Origin of the sequence: Chitinophaga filiformis, from assembly GCF_900102545.1 — a bacterium.
GTDB lineage: Bacteria > Bacteroidota > Bacteroidia > Chitinophagales > Chitinophagaceae > Chitinophaga > Chitinophaga filiformis.
This window is the reverse complement of the sequence record NZ_FNBN01000005.1, coordinates 39,263-60,669: the sequence shown is the minus strand read 5'-3', so window position 1 is coordinate 60,669 and position 21,407 is coordinate 39,263. Positions and strand designations below refer to the sequence as shown.

Annotated in this window: 17 protein-coding genes; 3 read left to right on the top strand and 14 right to left on the bottom strand. The window is 46.7% G+C overall.

Translation table 11 applies throughout. From position 1 onward, the window contains the following. Positions 1 to 14: 14 nt before the first annotated feature. A complete protein-coding gene (locus tag BLR32_RS20440; RefSeq protein WP_089834718.1) occupies positions 15 to 1,520 on the bottom strand; it encodes a tagaturonate reductase in 1,506 nt (501 codons plus the stop codon). Positions 1,521 to 1,700: 180 nt separating this feature from the next. On the opposite strand from BLR32_RS20440, the gene mnmA reads away from it, so the two are divergent. Next, positions 1,701 to 2,801, top strand: a complete 1,101-nt coding sequence (mnmA, locus tag BLR32_RS20435; RefSeq protein WP_089834717.1) for a tRNA 2-thiouridine(34) synthase MnmA — start codon at positions 1,701 to 1,703, stop codon at positions 2,799 to 2,801. 99 nt (positions 2,802 to 2,900) lie between these two features. Here the strand turns inward: mnmA and BLR32_RS20430 are convergent, their stop codons facing one another. From BLR32_RS20430 to BLR32_RS20415, 4 genes are all read right to left on the bottom strand, one after another. Next, positions 2,901 to 3,782 carry a hypothetical protein gene (locus BLR32_RS20430; RefSeq protein WP_089834716.1) on the bottom strand — a complete coding sequence of 294 codons (882 nt, stop codon included), beginning with the start codon at positions 3,780 to 3,782 and terminating at the stop codon, positions 2,901 to 2,903. Between the two features lie 15 nt (positions 3,783 to 3,797). After that, on the bottom strand, positions 3,798 to 4,958 hold the full coding sequence (locus BLR32_RS20425) for an RsmB/NOP family class I SAM-dependent RNA methyltransferase (protein ID WP_143011530.1): 1,161 nt from the start codon (positions 4,956 to 4,958) through the stop codon (positions 3,798 to 3,800). Between the two features lie 111 nt (positions 4,959 to 5,069). Beyond that, entirely contained in the window at positions 5,070 to 6,638 is a 1,569-nt protein-coding gene (odhB, locus tag BLR32_RS20420; RefSeq protein WP_089834714.1) for a 2-oxoglutarate dehydrogenase complex dihydrolipoyllysine-residue succinyltransferase, read from the bottom strand. Positions 6,639 to 6,705: 67 nt separating this feature from the next. Beyond that, positions 6,706 to 9,456, bottom strand: coding sequence for a 2-oxoglutarate dehydrogenase E1 component (locus tag BLR32_RS20415; protein ID WP_089834713.1), 2,751 nt, complete (start codon positions 9,454 to 9,456; stop codon positions 6,706 to 6,708). A gap of 315 nt (positions 9,457 to 9,771) precedes the next feature. Between BLR32_RS20415 and rpsT the strand changes: the two genes are divergently transcribed. Continuing rightward, the gene (gene rpsT, locus BLR32_RS20410; RefSeq protein WP_089834712.1) at positions 9,772 to 10,026 is read left to right on the top strand and encodes a 30S ribosomal protein S20; all 255 of its coding nucleotides are present in this window, start codon (positions 9,772 to 9,774) and stop codon (positions 10,024 to 10,026) included. A 527-nt stretch (positions 10,027 to 10,553) separates the two neighbouring features. After that, positions 10,554 to 12,293, top strand: a complete 1,740-nt coding sequence (locus BLR32_RS20405) for a M14 family metallopeptidase (RefSeq protein WP_089834711.1) — start codon at positions 10,554 to 10,556, stop codon at positions 12,291 to 12,293. Positions 12,294 to 12,359: 66 nt separating this feature from the next. Here BLR32_RS20405 and BLR32_RS20400 read toward each other — a convergent pair whose 3' ends face one another. The 9 genes from BLR32_RS20400 to BLR32_RS20360 form a co-directional block, all read right to left on the bottom strand. Continuing rightward, positions 12,360 to 13,391, bottom strand: coding sequence for a beta-ketoacyl synthase chain length factor (locus BLR32_RS20400; protein WP_218124228.1), 1,032 nt, complete (start codon positions 13,389 to 13,391; stop codon positions 12,360 to 12,362). A gap of 16 nt (positions 13,392 to 13,407) precedes the next feature. Next, positions 13,408 to 14,622, bottom strand: coding sequence for a beta-ketoacyl-[acyl-carrier-protein] synthase family protein (locus tag BLR32_RS20395; RefSeq protein WP_089834709.1), 1,215 nt, complete (start codon positions 14,620 to 14,622; stop codon positions 13,408 to 13,410). 14 nt (positions 14,623 to 14,636) lie between these two features. Continuing rightward, the gene (locus BLR32_RS20390) at positions 14,637 to 14,897 is read right to left on the bottom strand and encodes a phosphopantetheine-binding protein (protein ID WP_089834708.1); all 261 of its coding nucleotides are present in this window, start codon (positions 14,895 to 14,897) and stop codon (positions 14,637 to 14,639) included. Between the two features lie 137 nt (positions 14,898 to 15,034). Then, positions 15,035 to 16,321: an ABC transporter permease gene (locus tag BLR32_RS20385; protein WP_089834707.1), complete on the bottom strand. Its 1,287-nt coding sequence runs from the start codon at positions 16,319 to 16,321 to the stop codon at positions 15,035 to 15,037. A gap of 10 nt (positions 16,322 to 16,331) precedes the next feature. After that, positions 16,332 to 17,078, bottom strand: coding sequence for an ABC transporter ATP-binding protein (locus BLR32_RS20380; RefSeq protein WP_176842367.1), 747 nt, complete (start codon positions 17,076 to 17,078; stop codon positions 16,332 to 16,334). Further along, positions 17,078 to 18,103 carry a BtrH-related acyltransferase DarH gene (locus tag BLR32_RS20375; protein ID WP_089834706.1) on the bottom strand — a complete coding sequence of 342 codons (1,026 nt, stop codon included), beginning with the start codon at positions 18,101 to 18,103 and terminating at the stop codon, positions 17,078 to 17,080. Before BLR32_RS20375 ends, BLR32_RS20380 begins: the two co-directional genes overlap by 1 nt. A gap of 62 nt (positions 18,104 to 18,165) precedes the next feature. Then, positions 18,166 to 18,564 (bottom strand): flexirubin biosynthesis protein DarG, encoded by a 399-nt coding sequence (locus BLR32_RS20370; protein ID WP_089834705.1) that lies wholly within the window; start codon positions 18,562 to 18,564, stop codon positions 18,166 to 18,168. 146 nt (positions 18,565 to 18,710) lie between these two features. Beyond that, a complete protein-coding gene (locus BLR32_RS20365; RefSeq protein WP_089834704.1) occupies positions 18,711 to 19,847 on the bottom strand; it encodes a dialkylresorcinol biosynthesis protein DarB in 1,137 nt (378 codons plus the stop codon). Positions 19,848 to 20,202: 355 nt separating this feature from the next. Further along, the gene (locus tag BLR32_RS20360) at positions 20,203 to 21,129 is read right to left on the bottom strand and encodes a hypothetical protein (protein ID WP_089834703.1); all 927 of its coding nucleotides are present in this window, start codon (positions 21,127 to 21,129) and stop codon (positions 20,203 to 20,205) included. Between the last annotated feature and the right edge of the window lie 278 nt (positions 21,130 to 21,407).

Genomic DNA, 21,407 nt, shown 5'->3' with positions numbered 1-21,407 from the left:
AACGATCTGGTTCCTTATAATACTTTACTGTAGCTGTCTGCATATGTCTTTACGCCCTCCTGTAACATCCCCTGCAGATGTGCGGACACCGCATCCACAAAACCAGGGACCTGCGACAGATCGGCCTCCCATAAACGCTTATCAGCACTGATGGCCTGTACCATTTCTGCAATAGCAGCACCTCCCCTACCGATCACACCCGCCCAATAGGCTGCAAAGATGGCAATATTATCGTCTGTGATAGCATAATATTCCGTTCCCCGCAAACCAAAATACTGTCCGTTTTCCTGCTTTTCAGGCCGCAGGAACAGCAACATGGCCGCAAACCCGAGACACATGGAAGCCGGCAATGCCTTCTGCTGCTCATAGTAACGGGTAATGGTGCGCACATTCCTCGCATTCATCTTCATGCTTTCCTGGAAAGTAATACTCAACAGCTTATGCGCAATATTCGGATTAGCAAAACGGTCCAGCACATCTTCGGCAAATTCAGGCGCCTGCGGACAGATTTCCCTGATCGTAGGCAGGATCTCTTCGATGATCACCGTCCGGAAGAAGGAACGCATATAGGCATTCTCCATACATTCCACAACGGTGTTCAGTCCGCAGAGATACCCCAGCGGCACTGATATCGTATGACTTCCATTCAAAATCCTGAGTTTCTGTTCGCGGAAAGGGGTAATATCCGGCGCTATCAGCATCCGGGCATCCGTCTGATGGAATCCCAGGATCTCCCTGACACGCTCATCTCCTTCAATTGCCCAGAGCAGGTAAGGCTCTGCGTCAATCCATAAGTTATCACTATATCCTGCTTTTGCCTCCAGGGCGGCCAGATCTTTTGGTTTTCCCGGCACGATCCTGTCCACCAGGGAGCTGCAGAAATAATTATCAGTTTCTATCCATTGCAGGAAAGCGGATGGCAAGCCGTTGTATTTGGCCAGTTTCAGCACTATCTCCTTCAGTAAAAGCCCGTTATTCACCACCAGCTCTGTTGGTACGATCACAAAGCCGGTATGCGACGCTCCTTTAAAGTACTGAAAACGCTCCCACAGCACTGCCAGCAGCTTTCCCGGAAAGGATGCCGGTACGCCGTCAATTTTCTCCTCTACATACTGGATGCCTACCTCTGTAGTATTGGATATGATCGTTTGCAGGGCTGGTTGGTGTACTGCTTCCATGATCTGCTGCCAATCTGCATTCGATTGCAGAACACGGCTAAGAGAAGCATTGATTAGCACCTCATTCACCAGTTCCCCCTGGGAAACGCCCTTAATATTAGTTGTATATAAATTGTCCTGCTGGCTGAACTCTTTGGTATCGCCACCGGTGGATTTCACCACCACGATCCTTCCCTGGTATACTCCTTTTTTGTTGGCCTTATCCACCAGGTAATCCACCAGTCCTCTCAATAATACGCCTGTGCCGAACTGTAATATTTTCTCCGGATAGTTAAAATAGCTCTCAGACACCCCCAGTTCCGGATGCTTCAATACATGAGCTTTATTCAAAATAGGTAACATATTAAGTTTTTTATTAAACGCAGAACTCCGACCATTAAATATAAAACGAATACTTGACAGTCCATAATCCCTACTCAATTATAGGGATAGAATTACTCTTTCCCATTCATGTCATAAAATGACTCCCGGGGAGGTGTCTCGACTAATTTCCGTAATTTTGCGCACTTAATATTATTAACAATGAGCAGACATGGTAAGGTTCTGGTAGCGATGAGCGGCGGTATTGATAGTACCGTTACTGCCCTGATGCTCCATGAACAAGGGTATGAAGTGGTGGGAATCACCATGAAGACCTGGGATTATGCATCTGCCGGCTCCAGCAAAAAGGAAACCGGGTGCTGCAACCTGGATTCCTTCAATGATGCCCGCGCAGCAGCCGTACACCACGGTTTTCCTCACTTCGTACTGGATATCAGGGATGAATTCGGGGATTTTGTTATTAATAACTTTGTTGACGAATATATAGCAGGCCGCACGCCCAATCCTTGCGTTCTGTGCAATACCCATATAAAATGGCGCGCGCTGATGAAACGTGCTGATGCCATGGACTGTGCCTTTATTGCAACAGGACACTACGCTCAGATCAGGGAAGAAGACAGCCGCTTCGTACTCAGCAAAGGTATTGATGACCTGAAAGACCAGAGCTACGTATTATGGGGGCTCCAGCAGGATGTGCTGGCCCGTACTATACTCCCTTTGGGTAAATACCGTAAGACTGAAATCCGCCAGATGGCATTTGATTTCGGTTATCCGGAACTGGCAAAAAAAGCGGAGAGCTATGAGATCTGCTTCGTACCGGATAATGACTACCGCGGTTTCCTGAAACGTAAAGTAGATGGACTGGAAGAACAGGTAAATGGTGGCAATTTCGTGCTGAGAGATGGCACGATCGTCGGTCATCATAAGGGTTACCCCTTCTATACTATCGGACAGCGTAAAGGGCTGGATATCGCCCTGGGACGCCCTGTATTTGTAACCGAAATCATCCCGGAAACCAATACCGTAGTACTGGGTAATGAAGATGAACTGAACCGGAATGAAATGACCGTTGCAGGTCTGAACCTGATCAAGTACGACCACATTCCTGAAGGTATGGAAGCCATTACCAAGATCCGTTATAAAGATAAGGGCGCGCTGAGCAACCTGTATAACGTAGATGGTAAAGTGAAGGTGAACTTTTACGAGCATGTGAAAGGCATCGCTCCCGGACAGTCAGCTGTTTTCTATGAAGGAGACGATGTAATCGCGGGTGGTATTATACAGAGAAGTGTATTGCAGTAATGCTGTAATCCAGATATTGAAAAGGTGCTTCGATAATGAAGCACCTTTTTATTTTCACCTTAGCAAATCATTAAGCACAAATCGAACAAATTAGAAGTACTACCTGTAAGTGATCTTTCTCGTTGTCACTTCAGACCAGTTTTTATCCCCTGCCTGTTCTTTCTTAGACGTCCAGTTTCCCTTGTTATCGTACGTATATTCGACTGTATGACTTAACATTGCATCCATCCCACCAAAAGCGTCTTTCTTCGTACGATCGCTCCGGTGATATTCCCATTTAACAAGATTTCCACGACTGTCATATTTTTCGATCACTTTACTCTCAGCTCCCCCGCTAGAATAATAATATAAAGTAACAGGCCTGTTCTGCTCATCATATTCATATACGTATGATCCTCCTCTAAAACCCTCGGCCAGGAATTCGCGTGTCACTGTTACAACATCTCCCTTTTCTTTGATATAAATACGTTCTATATCATTACCATCCCCTCCCCTGATCATTAACGAATCTCCTGCTTTATTATACTCATACAGATGACGGGTTTCCGTACTGTAAATACGGTTCATTTTCTCAATACGCCGGCCGGCAGCATCGTACCTAAAACTATCAGTATTATACCTGCTACGGTCGTCTGAATTGATAAGTGCCAATATTCTGCCAGCAGTATCATATCGGATGGTGAGTGTGTCTTTCGACATTCTCACAGTAACAGCGGCAATCTGATGCAGACGATGGTCTTTAAACAAATATTCCTTCGAAGCAGTGTCCTTCCTTAGATAGCCATCTGCTGCCTTATCTTCCTTATAAATGACTTCTGAAATATGTTCAATTTCTCCTTCAAATATCTCCGGACGAAATGCCGTAGTGATATCGTCGTTCAACACTTTCTCTGTGATCAACGCAATCCTGTCTGCTTCTTTTTCTGACGATGATGATTTACATGCTACAACGAACATTAGCAGGTACAATACTTTCTTCATAAGGCTATAAGGTAATTACTTTTTTAACATCTTTACGGCAAACATACTATCTGCCCGCTGTTCATAGCCAGCTATCACCCCGCCTTCCTGTATCTTCAATCCACTACCCTCTTCCAGGAATTTCACCACTTCCTCATTCTCTTTCTTAAATACAGAACAGGTAATATAGATGAGTGATCCCCCTGGTTTTAGCAGCTTCACCACATTGGCAGCGATCTTCTTTTGCAGCTGCTGATATTCCGTGATCTGCTTTTCGCTGAAGAAAGACAGGTTCTCCGGTGTGCGTCCCCAGGTGCCTGAACCAGAACAGGGTGCATCCAGGATAATATGATCGAAACTGCGGTCTTTGATCACTGACGATGCTACGGGCGCAGTCAGGTCCATCACAACACTTTCGTAATGCCGTATTCCAGCCTCTTTAAAGCGCTGATGCAGGTTTTGAATGATAGAGGTCCGTATATCACTTGCCAATAGTTTTACGCCCGGTTGTTTGTCCAGCAACAGGATCGATTTTCCTCCGCTGGCTGCACAACTATCCCACCAGTGCTCTCCTGCCTGGGCATTGAATAAGGCGCCTGCTTTCTGTGAAGAAGCGTCCTGTATCTCATACCAGCTCTTATCGGTGATGATGGTATCTATTTTTGTGCTGTTAGGCAATGCGATAGTATCTTCTCCCAACACTTCACATGGAACAGCGGCCTTTTCCAGCAGGCGCAGTATAGAGAACTGTTTATTGTTACGTGTTCTGATAAACAGATGCGGCTGTACGAAGAAAGAGCGGCTGAAGGCAAGACTATCTATTCCATCAGATAATTCTTTCGTAAACGGGAATACATCTGTTACATCTTTATGCCCCAGCAATAACAGTTTCTCTTCAACAGGCATGGTGATCTTTTCATTCAGTTCCGGATGAAAGTGTCGCAATATTTCATTCCCTTCCTGTTCACATAAAAAGGTGCCCAGTAATATTCTTTCAGAAGTACTCTTCGCGCCCCTCCATAGGTTTCCCAGCCGGTAATACTGATATACCAGTTGAGAGATCTGTCGCCTGTCACGGCTCCCCATGTACGGATGCTGTTTAAAGAATCCCTTAAGGAAGTGATGTAATGGCAGTGAGCCATCGTAAGCGACTATGATCTTCTCGGCAGCAGCTAAATAATTTTCCCAACGGATCATATAGCGGTTGATGCGGCTGCTCAAAAATGCAAAACGCTTAACGCGATTGACAACAAGGCAATCAGGCGTTAAGCGTTTCCGCAATTATATGCGTTCCGCGTTTTGCGTTATTTATAATTTCAGTAATGCTTTCAGTGGGTCCTTACCGAACAGTAACTGCTCAGGACTCTCCAGCATTTCTTTCACACGCACCAGGAAGCTTACAGACTCACGGCCATCGATGATACGGTGGTCGTAGCTCAGCGCAACGTACATCATCGGACGGATCACTACCTGTCCGTTGACAGCCATCGGGCGTTCCTGGATCTTGTGCATACCTAAGATAGCAGATTGAGGAATGTTAATGATCGGAGTACTCATCAGTGAACCGAACACGCCTCCGTTGGTGATAGTGAAGGTACCACCGGTCATTTCATCCATGGTGAGTTTATTATCACGGGCTTTGGTAGCCAGTTCCACCACTTTTTTCTCGATCTGAGCCATATCCAGGCTTTCTGCATTGCGGATCACCGGTACCACCAGGCCTTTCGGTGCTGATACAGCGATAGATACATCGCAGAAGTCATGGTATACTAATTCTTCTCCATCGATATATGCATTCACAGAAGGGAATTCCTTCAGTGCAAAACAACATGCTTTTGTGAAGAAGCTCATAAAGCCCAGATTCACTTCATGCTGTTTCTTGAATACTTCTTTATACTTAGCGCGCAGCTCCATGATGGCAGTCATGTCCACTTCGTTGAAAGTGGTCAGCATCGCTGTTGTATTCTTAGCTTCCACCAGGCGGCGGGATACGGTCTTACGCAGATTGCTCATCTTCTCGCGACGTTCTGCGCGGGTGAACATTTCCTGACCGATAGCCACACCCGGATTCTGAAGTGCTGCAAATACATCATCTTTCATGATCTTGCCATGAGCACCGGAACCCTTGATAGAGGATGGATCCACGTGCTTGTCTGCAATCACCGCAGCTGCTACAGGACTAGCCTTCACATCATTCGGGATAGCAGTCACCGGCGCCTGTTGTACCTGTGGAGTTGCCTGTGGTTTTGCAGCTGGAGCAGCCGCAGTAGCTGGCTGTGCTTTACCGGCAGGACGACCTACACTGGTATCTATTTTAGCGATAGGATCACCTACCTTTAATACATCTCCTTCTTTACCCAGTGTCTGTAATGCACCGGCTTCTTCAGCGTTCAGTTCGAAAGTGGCTTTCTCTGATTCCAGTTCGCAGATCACTTCATCACGTTCTACGTACTCACCGTCTTTCTTCAGCCATTTTATCAGTGTTACTTCACTGATAGATTCGCCCACAGTAGGCACTTTCATCTCAATGGTTCCTTTATTTACCGCAGGTGCTGCAGGAGCAGCTTCGGCAACAGGAGCTGGTGCAGATGCAGCAGCAACAGGCGCAGCTGCCGGAGCGGCATTACCCGCAGGTGCAGCAGCATCCGTATCAATTGTACAAGCTACATCGCCTACTTTTAAAGTAGCGCCTTCAGGGGCTGCAATTTTTAATACCCCTGCCTTTTCTGCATTCAGTTCAAAGGTGGCTTTTTCAGATTCCATTTCACAGATCACCTCATCCTGCTGCACATAATCTCCGTCTTTCTTCAACCACTTTGCAATTGTTACCTCGCTAATAGATTCTCCTACCGTAGGAACTTTGATTTCGATAGCCATATTTCTAATTTCTGTGTGCAATCAATGTTTAAAAGTGAAATCATTCTTCACTTTATTCTCTATTCATCTAAATGTTAAATGCAGTCTCAATGATTTCGAGCTGCTCACGCGCATGTACCTTCGCGAATCCTGTCGCAGTGGCTGCACTTGGATTACGGCTGATCACACCATAGTTGATCTGTTTCAGGTTCATCTGCAGGTAGGAAGCTGCGCCCATGTTCAGCGGCTCTTCCTGTACCCAGAACCAGGTAGCTGCTTTGTACTTCTGGTTCAGTGCTTCCAGTTGTGTTACCGGCAGCGGATACAGTTGTTCCAGTCTTACAATAGCCACATCTTTCCTGTTCTCTTTCTGCTGTTTTTCGCTCAGATCAAAGTACATCTTACCGGTACACAGCAGCACTTTTTTCACTTTAGATGGATCATCAATAAATTCATCATCCAGTACTTCCCTGAATCCTCCTTCAGTGAAGGCTGATATTGGCGAGTAAGAACCTATGTGCCTTAAGTTGGCTTTCGGCGCAAAGTTCACCAGCGGCTTGCGGAACGGCCAGGTTAACTGACGGCGCAATGCGTGGAAGAAGTTGGCAGATGTTGTAATATTTGTAACGATGATATTGTATTCAGCACATGCCTGCAGGAATCTTTCCGGACGGGCATTGGAGTGGTCTGGTCCACCGCCTTCATAACCATGTGGCAATAACATTACCAGGCCATTCTGCGTTGTCCATTTCTGTTCTGCACTGCTTATATACTGGTCAATCACTGTCTGTGCACCGTTGGCAAAGTCGCCATATTGTGCTTCCCACAGTACCAGGCTATTAGGATTGGCCATTGCGTAACCATATTCAAAACCCAGTACGGCAAATTCACTCAGCAGGGAGTTATAGATGCGGAACTGGCCCTGCTTTTCCTGCAATGAGCCCAGCCTGTTATAAGTTGCGTTAGTGTTCTCATCAAACAGGATAGCGTGGCGGTGAGAGAAAGTACCTCTCTTCACGTCTTCACCGCTCATACGCACGTCCTTGCCTTCAGTCAGCAGGCTTGCATATGCCAGCAACTCACCGGTTGCCCAGTCCAGCTTTCCTTCTGTTTCGAACAGTTTTATTTTTTCCTGCAGCAGCTTCTCTACTTTACGTAATGGCACGAACTCTTTCGGCCATTCCATCAGTTTAGCTACCAGGCGTTTTACTTCTTCTTCTTTGATCGCGGTTACAGGCGATTTCTCAAAATCTTCTGCTGATGACTTGCGCAAAGCCGCCCACCACTGTTCCGGTTTCTGGTAAGTGTAAGGCAGTGGATTCTGTCTTACCTCATCCAGGCGTTCCTGCAGGTCAGCCCAGAAGCTCTTCTCCATTTCCTTCGCCAGTTCCTGTACTTCCACTTCACCTGCCTGTAGCAGTTTCTGTGTGTACACTTCTCTTGGGTTCGGGTGTTTATCGATCAGGGCATACAGGCTTGGCTGGGTGAACTTAGGCTCGTCGCCCTCGTTGTGCCCATGCTTGCGGTAGCACAGTAAGTCGATAAAGATATCTGAATTGAACTCCTGCCTGTAACGGGCTGCTATCTCTGCTACTTTCACCACTGCTTCCGCATCGTCGCCATTCACATGGAATACAGGCGCCTGTACGGTTGAAGCGATACTGGTACAGTAGTCGGAGGAACGGGCATCGTCAAAGTCAGTAGTGAACCCGATCTGGTTGTTGATCACCAGGTGCATGGTACCACCGGTGTAATAACCTTTCAGGTTGCTCATCTGGATGAGCTCATATATTACGCCCTGTCCTGCTACGGCGGCATCGCCGTGGATCAGGATCGGGAGGATCTTATCGTAGTCGCTGTTGTAGATCACATCGGCTTTACTGCGGGCATACCCGTTTACCAGCGGGTCTACCACTTCCAGGTGGGAAGGGTTAGGGAGCAGCTGGAGGTTTACCTTGTTGCCGGCTGGTGTTTCCACGATGGAACGGAAGCCCAGGTGATATTTCACGTCACCGCTACCCATCGTCAGGTCTGGTACGGCATGTCCTTCAAATTCATTGAAGATCTGCTCATACGTTTTACCGAGAATATTTGCCAATACGCTCAGACGGCCGCGGTGCGCCATACCGATCACCGCTTCCTGCACGCCTTCGGCAGCAGCGGTGTTGATGATAGCGTCCAGAGCTGGGATGGTATTTTCACCACCTTCCAGGCCGAAACGTTTCTGACCAATATATTTGGTGTGGAGGAATTTTTCGAACATTACACCCTGGTTCAGTTTCAGCAGGATGCGCTTTTTCTTTTCCAGGGATACAGGTTGCTGCAGGGTGTTTTCCATTTCACGCTGTAGCCACTCTACTTTCTTTGCATCGTTGACATATGTAAATTCCAGCCCTACTGCCGCAGCATATACCTGCTTCAGTCGGTTCACGATATTTTCCAGGCTTGTTTTACCGAGGCCCAGTACCTGACCGGCATAGAATTCTGTTTTCAGATCTGCATCACCCAGGCCATAAAAAGAAATATCCAGGTTGGCTTGTCTGTCCTTTCTTTCGCGGATCGGATTTGTTTTTGAGATCAGATGACCTTTTTTGCGATAGGCCTGTATCAGTCTGTAAACATTGAGTTCCTTTGTTAACTGGTCACTGCTTACCGGAAGACCGGCGCCCGCCGCTCCCGGCGCTCCTGCTTTTCCATTAACGTTACTTACCGCAAAGTCAAATCCTTCAAAAAACTTGCTCCATTCCGGGTCTACTGCGCCAGGGTCTTTACGGTAATCCTGGTATAAAGATTCTATGTAGGCAGGATGTGAGTTGGTAACAAATGAGAAGTCCTTCATTTACAACGAGTTTTGCTAAAGCTTCGATTCAAATTGCTATTCTGTTGAATGCCCCGTATATAATATATGGGATTGCAAATATCGTAGCTTTTTTGTGAAAGAAAAACGGAAAAATCCTGAAGGTCTAAAGCTTAATCAGGAACACTTAATCTGCTTTTCTTATATTAACCGGTTTTCACTTGATTTTATTCAGTTTTAACTAATTTTGTGTCTATAGTACGGTAATCTGGTCAAATATTCCTGGGAATTTCGTTTTTATTTGTTTTCTATTGAAGTAATACATACCTTTGCCGTCCGAAACTTGAAATAAGAAAAATGGCAAACCATAAAGCAACGAAAAAAGACGTACGTCAGAGCAGAAAACGGAATGAGCGTAACCGTTACTACGGTAAAACTACCCGTAATGCTATCCGTGATCTGAAGAAATTGACTGAAAAGGCGGCTGCTGACGATAAGTTGTCTGATGTGATCTCAATGATCGACAAGTTGGCTAAACGTAATGTTATTCATAAAAATAAAGCAGCCAACCTGAAGAGCAAACTTAGCAAGAAAGTAAACGCTCTCGCGTAATAGGCGCTTTAGTCTAAATAATTTAGCTCTTCCTGTATGCAGGAAGGGCTTTTTGTTTTGCCGGTTGTTACGGTTTAATGTTCCGTCACCTGGGAATACAAACACACCCGGAATTGCGCCCCACCCGGGATTGCATCTTACCCGGGGTTGGCACCCCACGCTATAAACAACACGGCTCCTATGAAGCCGATTGAAGCGAATGATCCCATTATGCCGCCCTCTGTTATCACCCACCACACAAATATACAGCTCATATGAAGCTGCTCCACGCAACTTTTCACCTCTTCGTTCACCACATTCTTATCAACTTACTGCCCTTCATGCCTTTTTCGGCACTCCTCTATTGCGACTTCATTCTGTCCTCTCTACTGCCGTCCATATAATTTAGCCTCTCGTACGCAGAACTGCCTTATAAAAACCAAAGATATTCCACTATTTTGTTGCCCCGGTATTAATATTCCGAATATTCGAATACCGGCTCAATACAACAAAATCAACCAGGACCATACAAACGTCGCTTTTTATACATGAAGAACATTATCAGAACCGCTACCCTCCTGGCGCTATGTTATTCCTGCCTGACCGTGTCAGCACAGGACCTGACTACCCGCTTTGAAAAGACCAAAGGACAGGAAACAGCTACTTATGACGAATGCATCGCTTATTACCAGCAACTGGGCAAGCGCTTTCCACAGATCTCCATGAGAGAAATGGGTCCGACAGACGCCGGCTTCCCATTGCACCTGGTGGTTTACTCACCCTCCGGCGATTTCAACTTTGCCAGCCTGCGCAAAAAGAATAAACGCATCATCCTCATCAATAATGGTATCCACTCCGGTGAACCCGATGGCATTGACGCATCTATGATGTTGCTGCGTGACCTCGCATTGGGTAAAAAGAAATTGCCTGATAACATCATACTGGCTGTCATCCCTGTTTATAATATCGGCGGTGCACTTAACCGCAGTACCAACTACCGGGTTGATCAGAATGGTCCCGAAGCCTTCGGTTCCCGTGGCAATGCCAGGAATTACGACCTGAACCGTGACTTCATCAAAACCGATTCCCGCAATGCCCGCTCCTTCCAGCAGATTTATCAGCTAACCGATCCGGATGTCTTTGTGGATAACCACGTCAGCAATGGCGCTGATTATCAGCACGTCATGACCTTGTTATCTACAGAACATAATAAAATGGGCGGAGCCATGGGCAGCTTCCTCCATAAAGAGTTCGAACCCGGCCTTTACCAGCTCATGAAGGAGAAAGGCTATGACCTTGTTCCTTACGTCAATCACTTCGGTGAGACACCAGAAAACGGCTGGATCACTTATGCTGACGGCCCCCGCTATTCCAGCGGATATACCACTCTCTTCCATACTTTCGGATTTGTGCCTGAAACGCATATGCTGAAACCCTATCCACAAAGGGTACAGGCTACTTATGCACTCATGGAATCATTTATCAGCTTCGTCAGCACACATAGCGAGCAGATTAAAACCCTGCGCGCTCAAACTAAAGAACAGGAAAAGACACAAGCCTCCTTCCCCCTGGAATGGAATGTAGATACTACGCATTATAGCTACATCAACTTTAAAGGATATGCTGCCGGTCATAAGCCCAGCGAGATTTCCGGACAGCCGCGCCTGTATTACGACCGTACAAAACCCTTCGAAAAACAGGTGAAGTTCTATGATAACGTAGTAGCAGCGAACTATATACAGAAACCACTGGCCTACGTCATTCCTCAGGGTTGGTGGAACGTGCTGGATCTTCTGAAGAATAATAATGTCCAGATGAGACGTCTTACACAGGATACGGTCATCTATGTCGATACTTACCATATCGATGATTATAAAACCGCTCAGCGCCCCTATGAAGGGCATTACATCCACAGTGAGGTGAAGGTATCTGTTACCAAAGACAGCATCAGTTTTAGAAAAGGAGACTATTACATTCCGATGAACCAGGTCGCCAACCGCTACCTTATAGAAACCCTCGAACCAACCGGTGGTGATTCCTTCTTTGCATGGAACTTCTTCGATCCTATCCTCGCAAGGAAAGAGGGATATTCACATTATGTATTTGAGGATATTGCGGCGGATTATCTGAAATCCAATCCGGCTCTACAACAGCAATTAAAGCAGAAAAGAGCGGCCGACAGCACTTTTGCGAAGAGTGGTGAAGCCCAGCTGCGCTTTGTCTATGAGCATTCGCCTTATTCAGAACCTGGATATATGAGGTATCCGGTGTTCAGGATCGTTAAATAGAAGCCTACAATAAATGGTCTTTTTAACGCGCCCTGGTAGTGGTAGAGATAGTATACCGGTCAGCACTTATATCGCCTGCACCAGCATAAACGTATGTTGCTCGCCAAAGAAGTGATTGTAGATAAGAATATTCCGCAATTTTACAGGTGGCTGCTGCAACATCGGGAACCACTGTGAAGGGATCTGCTGTTGTTTCAGTATCTGCGCCGCCAGCCAGAGGGCAAAGGCGCCAACAGTTTCGTAATCGCCGCTCAGGTGTTTGAATGGCAATTGCGGACAATGGGTATAATCGTTCAATACCTGGTAATAATGATCATGATTGCTGTCTGCATTCGCTCCTGTCAGTACCAGGTCTATATCTGTGGCTTGCAGACCATGTTGCTGCAGGAATTGGGGTAAGGCAGTTTTTAGTTTTTCGGAGGATGGTTTATATAACATTTCCAGCCCTCCGATCTGTGCATAACTCTGTGCTGTAGCTGATGGCGCCAGTAAAAAGAAGATGGCTCCTTCTCCGGAGATCGTTCCGGGTGAGACATGCTCATACAGCTTATCATTGGACACGGTTTCCTTCTTCCAAAGACCGATGCGGCTTTTTATAAAAAAGTGTTCCGGCGTGATCTCGTCAAATGCGCCGGCCAGTACATCAGCCGTTCCTTCATGCAACAATAGCATGCTGTCCAGCAGGGCATGTTCAAATGAAAAACCCCGATGTACAAAGGTGTTGTTGTATTGCGTACATTTCTGCTGTAAGGCAATCAGGCCGTTTACGGCATTATAGGTAGATTGAATGAAGGGCGTAGGATTCAGGGCCTTCTCCTCATAATCACGGATCTCTTTGATAAAGCGTTCCGTATCCTGCAAACTGCCCTTGCCCGTACCGGTCACAATAGCGCCGGGAATGGCAATTCCACTGTCCTGCAGGCATTTCAGAGAAGCTGCCAGTCCCATTTTGAGCACGCGCGTCATGCGGCGCAGGCTGTTGGGAGCAATAAAGGAACGATAATCGGGTTCTACACAGGAAAGCATATTTCCATGGGTCATCGCCATCGGCTGCGTCAGGTCTCCCTCAAACGTGTGCTGGGGGGTAATGGCGGCCATTCCCTGTATGTAACACTTACCCTTCATATTTGCTGATCAGCAGGGAGGCATTGTTGCCGCCAAAACCAAATGAATTTGACAGCACATGACGCACGGGATATTGCTCCAGTAACTGAGTCTCCGGCGTAATGTTCAATTCCTGCATTTTTTCTTTGAAGTGAAGATTAGGAAATATTATCTGATGAGAGATAGCTAATACGGCATAGATAGCTTCTATCCCTCCTGCTGCAGCTAAAGCGTGACCAGTAAATGGTTTTGTACTGCTGAACTTCGGCACATTTTCGCCAAACAGACGCTGTAAGGCCATGCCCTCCGCCACATCATTACTGAGCGTAGCAGTGCCGTGTACATTCACATACTGGATATCAGCAGGTGTACAACCGCCCATTTCCATCGCTGTTTTCATTGCGGCATAGGCGCCGTCTCCATCAGGAGAAGGTGCTGTGGGATGGAACGCTTCGTTAGTGTTGGCATAACCATCCAATGTGGCCAGTACGGTGGCATTCCGCTCTTTTACAAGCGATTCGCTTTCCAGTACCAGGTAAGCCGCGCCCTCTCCCAGATTCAGTCCGTTACGGTCATTATCAAAAGGACGGCAGGGGCGTTTATCTATATTCTTAAGTGAGTTAAAACCATTCAGGGTAAAGCGGGTCAGGGCTTCTGTGCCTCCGCAGATCACACGTCGTACCAAACCGGCTTTGATCAGTCTTGCGCCATACATCAACGCATTGGCAGAAGACGAACAGGCCGTGCTGATAGTAGTCATAGGCCCGTTAATGCCGACTACATCAGCAATCTGCTGTGTACAGTCAGCGCAGTCCAGGGTATCGATGTACTTGATGAAATCCCCCCTTTTGGCCGGGTCAGCAATGTCGAAATAAACATTCTCCGTATCACACATCCCTCCTACGGTAGAGGCATTGATAAAGCCGGTAGATTCATCTTCCAGGCTGCTGAGACCTGCATGCTGTAACGCTTCCTGCATGGCGATCAGACCCAGTAAGGTGGTACGGGTATATCCCTCTTTACCGGCTACACCAGCCATTTCACTGAGTGCAGGCGTAGTATGCTTTACTTCAGCTACCGGTAAAACCTCTTTGTAAATAGTATCCAGCTGCCTGGTAAAATCCAGACCACTCTTCTGCGCGCGCAGGCTCAGGAGATTGTCTGCGACGTTATCACCAATGGCGGTGATCATGCCTAAGCCTGTTATAAACACTCGTTCCGCCATGCCTGGATTGCTACTTACGCAGGTTGTTGTTTGGATTGAATAAATTCTGCCATAGACTGAACAGACTGTAAGATTTTTCTTCCTTCACGAGGGTCTTCTACTTTGATCTGATATTGTCTTTCAAGTAATACCATCAGCTCGAGAGAGTCAATGCTGTCAAGACCCAGACCTTCACCAAACAAAGGTGCGTTGTCATCAATGTCTTCAGGACGTGTGTCCTGCAAATTCAACGCTTCAATAATCTGAACTTTCAATTTCTGTTTTAATTCTTCCATAGTATTGTTGCAGGTTTATATCTCCCTTTTATTATCCCGGGAACCTGGCCACCATTCGCAATTTTCCTGCCAGGTGAGCCGTAAAAATACAGTTTTACATTCAATAGTCAATGCACGCCATACTCAGCAACATTTCTCTAGCTGAGCCTCCTCTTTTCTATCACTGCTGCGGTACACAATAGTACCACTGCAAATAATACCAGTTTTCCCACATGCCCCCAGATATGCCCCGTGCCTGCATTCCGCAGATAAATATCGTTGATGGCATCCAGTCCCCAGCTGAGCGGCGACAGGTGACCGATAAACTGCATATGCGAAGGCATGATCTCTAAAGGTATCCAGATACCGCCAATGGCAGACAGGATTACAATGGAAATGGCGCCAAAATTCAGTGCCTGATTGGGTGTTTTAAACACCGTACCCACCAGTATACCATAAGAGGTAGACGCCAGCCCGATACCTACCGCTACAATAAATGCCGCCAGCAGGCTCTGTCCCAGCATCAGCTTAGGCAATCCCAGCAGTGGAAGCAGGTAAATACCTACCTGCATCATCAGGTAGAACTGCGCCACACATACCGCTACAAAGAACAACATCTTACCTGTCAGGATAGCCAGGTAAGAACCCGGTATCAGCTTCATTCTCAGCAAACTGCCATCTTCCCTTTCCCTGATCATATTACCCGCAATGGGAATTACGATAAAGAACATGGCGAAAATGCTCCATGCCGGCACGTTATGCTGCACAGAATTGGAGATCACATCTATTTCCTGTGAAGGCCCTGTCAGCTGCTCTTTCAGCCCTACAGCCTTGAGCTGTATCACCATAGAATCAGTTTCCTGGACGTCTTTCCTTTTTAGTTGCTGCTTGATCCTTTCCAGCAGCAGGTCTGTTTCCACCTGCGTCAGGAAATTATCCAATGCCTGATGAATAGCGCTTTTAAAGGCTTTCTTCGAAGCAGGATCAAAATAGACAGTCACATTCAGTGAATCTTTACGACTGCCCACAGGCAACACACCAGGCATGCCCATCCGCTTCGAAATATCATTAACGATCTTATTCGCGTTGCTCACGATAGCGCCCGTAGCACCAGGGGGAATGATGATACAGATCTTGTATTCACCTTCATTCACCAGGTCCCTGGCCTGCTGTTCCGTTACGGGCAGCCCTTTCACCGAATCTATCACCTGGAACTGCTCGCTGTATTCCAATCCTTCCCTGATATATTTTCCCAGGCGGCCATGATCATTATCTACAGTCAGGATGTCAAATCTCAACTCCTGGTAGTCACGGAAAGGCGCATCCTCTATCATCGCCATTACGGTGATCAATACCACCGGCATGGCAAATAACAATGTCAGTCCCGTCCTGTCGCGCAACAGTAATAACCATTCTTTTCGTATAGTAGCCAGTAGTCGTAACATCCGGTTTTTATTAATCTCTCAATGCATGTCCCGTATAATGCAGGAACACGTCTTCCAGGTTGCGGCATTCAGGATGCCTTGCTATCAGCTCAGTGGTGTCGCCCTGTACTACTGCCCTTCCCTCATCTATGATGGCTACTTCCTGGCAGATGGTCTGTGCTTCATCCAGCAGGTGTGAAGTATATACGATACTTACTCCCTGCTGGTTATAGTCACGGAGAAATTGTAGTATCATACTGCGTGATTGCACATCCACACCGGCTGTAGGCTCGTCCAGCACCAGCAGCTGCGGCTGATGTAAGATAGCTGCGATGATATTGGTACGGCGTTTCATTCCGCCTGAAAAATGATGTACCTGTTTATGGCCGTTCTTTTCCAACCCGAATACCTGCAGGTACTCATCTATGCGACTACGCAAAGATTTCCCTTTCAGCCCATACAGGTTACCGAAATATTCCAGGTTTTCAACCGCAGTAAGATGAGGAAATAATGCGATCTGCTGGGGCACAATACCTATCAGTCCTTTAATGGCTTCCCGGTTCGTGGCATTCTGTGGCAGATCGAAGATCTGTACCTCGCCTGTATCAGCTTTTATTAAACCACACAAGATGGAAATAGTGGTGGTCTTACCAGCGCCATTAGGTCCCAGCAGGCCCACGATGGCCCCTTTCGGGAAACTAAAGCTCAGGCCTTTCAATGATGGTTCCAGCGCTCCTTTATATGTTTTGTGCAGATCCTGCACCAGAATGCTGGTCATTATAATTTTACTTTCGACAATTTACGGAATAGTACTTCCTCCTCTGCGGCACATTGCATCAGCATTTCACTCAGTTCCGTATAAGATACATTATTCACGCTCCTGCTCTTACATACCCTGCCTGCATTGAAGGCGAAGTTGCGCCAGGTGTCTCCGATCTTAGTCAGCTCTGCCGAAAGTGCTGACAGCTCCTCCCGTTTCAGAATACCTGCTGCCTCCTGTAAAAAGGCTGCATACATAAAGCGGAACCCTGCACCACCGGTACCGATCTCCTCCTGCATACGGATGATATTCCCCAGGTATAACACGGCTTTCCGGTCGCCCACCTTCTCAGGATAATGCTTCAGACGTTTTGCCAGGAAGCGCATCCCTTTTACACCAAAGAATGGCAGCGGAATATTCAGCATATCACTGCATGCCTGTTTGATACCTTCACGTATAGGCTGTTCGAACGATACCTTCTTAGGCACTTCTACCGGATAATACATTTTTCCTTTCGGAGCAGGGAATCCCTTCGCAAAGCGGGCTTCTGCCAGGCTCTTAGGGTCTATCTCCGTAACAGTCTCCATGATCGGATCGCTGATACGATAGTTGTCGCCATCCTTTCCGAATGCCACCAGGTTATGCGCATTGAAATGGAAACGGTATGCCGGCGGGAAATAAGGCAGGTAATATACACTGGACAGCAATCCTACAGGTCGGCCTGTTTCCAGCACACGATCCAGCGCTTCCATGCCTTTCTCCGGACTGGAAAAAGTCTGTGATTCCATTTTAACGCCCAGCCGTTTGCACACTCTTTTGAAGATAGCGCCCGGCACCACGCGGTAAGTCGTTCCCGGTACCCCGTTCACCTTCACAAAAGGCAGGTGTCCGAAGAAAATACCGGCTCCTATACCAAACGCCATTGGTTCACTGATGTGTAAACCATAATGACGGAAGATATTTGAAATAACCCCACTCTCACAATGTGCAGTCTGCTCGTGGTTAAACTGAATATCACTCATAACTTCCAGTACCTCATCCATTTGGATATAATTTATTGTATGTCCTTCAGGATTGGGTCCTGCAGGATCTATTTATGCTTGATTTATTTGATATTTTTCAATTCCTGAACACTGATCTTGAATGCTGCCGCATACTTGTACAACATTTTGTCGCTCAGCTTATTAAATACGGCTGGCTTCATATGGCGTTTTACCTGCCATTGAAACTTACCTACATAACTGGCCAGTAATGGCAGGTCCATGATGGTCTTCTCCATGTAGTATACTATCGGACTGACTTCACCAGCCACCACCTGCGCCCTGGCTTTTTCCACACGTTCATTGATCTCTTCCCACGCCTGCTGCATTGCTACATTCTCTGGCTCCCAGCCTACGCTGGTTACCGGTACGTATTGGCCTGCATTGTCGGTGGCATAAAACAACTGTTTGAAAGTACCTTCATGCATGTTATTACCATCCTGGGGAACTTCCTCTTTTTTCATGTGTATTATGTTTGAGCCAAATTTACATTTATTTATATACCAAAAAAGAAAGGAGCTTGCGCCCCCTCTTAATTATTTAAGGATCAGGAATCTGAGACTCCGGCCATTGCACCCCAGGCTACAAATCGCCTTCTGTTACAATTATCCTACACCACAGTAAGATGTGCATATGCATATGAGAATCTTGCACTCTCAGGCACCATCATCACTATAGTCTGTCCTTTTTTCAGCATGTTATTATTCATCAGCTCTTCCAGCATGAAATAAGGAGATGCTGTACCCACGTTACCTACTTTGGTAAGGTTGGTAAACCATTTTTCCTGCGGAATAGGTACTCCCAGGCGGGTGATCTCTTCATCTATTTTAAAACGGAAGAACTCAGAAGATAAGTGCGGCAGGAAATAATCCAGTTTATCGAGGTCTATATTGTAACGCTCTACCAGCTCTTTCCACATTTTTGCGCCGGACGGAACAATGTTCTTACCCAGCAGGCGGGTATCCTGTTTGAAAGAGAATACGCTATGCTGTGCCCACTCATCCGGTTTCATATCTATCCAGCCTTTGGTGGAACCATCTTCGTTCTTGATAGAACCTGCATACATACAGGTTTCCAGTTCATGCGCATAAGAGGCTATCTCTACCCAGTCTACACGCAGGGAAAGACCAGTTTCATTAGGTTTATCCTGGAACAAAGCTGCACTGGCGCCATCGGAGAGCATCCAACGGAGGAAGTCTTTTTCAAAAGCGATGATCGGATTATCTTCCAGATTTTTCAGATTCTCAGTTTCAGGCTCGAACTTCTCTGCCAGCATCCAGCTGGAGAATTTCTCGGAGCCGGTACTTACCGCATTGCTGGTATTACCACATTTAATAGACATCCAGGCATATTTGAAAGCCTGCATACCTGCGGCACAGGCGCCTGTGGCTGCTATCAATTCTACCGGCTGGCATTTCAGCAGGCCATGTACCATAGCGGCATGGTTAGGCAGCAGCTGATCTGGCGAGGTGGTACCACAAGCCAGCAGTTGCATTTTGCTGATAGGGAATTTATCATCAAACAGATTGTTTACAGCCGCGGCTGTCATTTCAGCGTTCGAATGAGTCGATCTTCCTTCTTTATCCAGCGAATAATAACGTGTTTTGATCTTGTTATTCCCCAGAATTCTCAGTCGGGCACGGGAAGGTTTTCCATCTACCATCCCCAAAATGCTTTCCATTTCATCATTCCCTACAGGCTCATTTGGCAAAAATTTAGATAGCCTTGTAATATAAACTTCCTTCATTTGAAATAGATTCCTGTTTTTTTAGTTGATGCCTATCCTCCTTTAAAGACTGGCTATTGATTTACAATGGTGTACTCTCAGTGCGACTCACGGCTTTCCTTCAGACAGGTCACCTCCCTGTTTACGTGTGATAACGTTAGTTTTATGAATGTCTGGCTGGCTTCCAATCTTACTGATCCAGGCAACTCTCCCCTGTTTGCATTCGTTACATGAAATGTCCGATTTGCCCCTCTTCAATCCTTTTAAACACACAAACGCCTGTAAATATAGAATACTCTACGGATATTACCGTAAAACAGTCGTTTACATGTTGTCCCCGATAATAATTACACATTAAGTATTACATGACCGGCGGCTAAGCCTGGCGCAGATGAATGCCTTTATAGTACGCTACGTCCTCCTGGAGCTGTTTCTTATTTAACGCCAGCTTTAAAACAGATGTTATTTTGGCTAGGGGCGATAATACAAAAATACCGATCAGTAACAATCCTCTGTACATCGTTACTCTTCCCTGGCGTTCCGGTGCTCCCGGACCTCCTTTAGCGCTGATAAATTTCGACCAGTAGCGGAAGGCCCTGATACCTCTGTCTTCCAACAGGATCAGGTTGGGCAACAGGTCAATGGCGCCCATTTCAAGCAGCTGTGGTTGCAATGTTTCCCACTGCCTGGTTTCCAGCGCTTTACCTATTGGTTCCGCGAAACGTACTGATTCAACTATATCCTTCTCCTGTACACCTGCTGGTGGTAACAGGGCTGTTGCTTCTTTCTTTCCTTTGAACTGCCATCTCAATACCGTGATCAGTGCCACGAGGTTCGGAGATGTATCTTTCAGCACAATGTTGCCTACCAGACGCGCTCCTGCTTTCTGCAGATATTCCTTCACTCTTTCCTGTGCATTCAGCCACATATTGCGGCATCCCATCAATGTAATAACAGGTTTGTCTTTCAGCAGACGGCCTGCTATTTCACTCTGCAAAAATGCTGCCGTAGGTTGGGATGGCGACAGGAACCAGGGTTGGTAAGCCAGGATTACGAGATCGAAATGCTCATCCGGGTTTACCTTCAGCGGTTGAATACCTCTCGGGCGTCCTAATACCGTTTCCGGCATTGTATCATAAAAAACCTGCTTTTTCCATGGGAACTCAAATGGTTGCAGTGGTTTCAATTCTTCATATACAATGGTTGCTTTATCCTGTAAAGGGCCAAGCACTGTATCGATAATTCTTTTCAGTTGTCCCGTTTGCGTATAGTATACAACCAGGATCTTAGGTCGTTCAATCATAAAAGGAATAGGAGGTTGAACAATATTGAAGCCGTAAACTTACGAAAAACAATATTAGGCAAAAGATATTTTTTTGTTATATGAATCAGGGTCGTTTGTAAACGCTTGTTCAAATATCGGGGGAATGCCGGGTTCCGGTTTGTTTCCCGGGTTGCGCCATATCACCCGGGGTTGCACCCCGCGCTATAAACATCACGGCACTTACGGAGCCGATCAACGCGGATAATATCGTTTTGTTTGCCTGGTTGCACCGTCCCGGGGTTGCACCCCGCGCTACA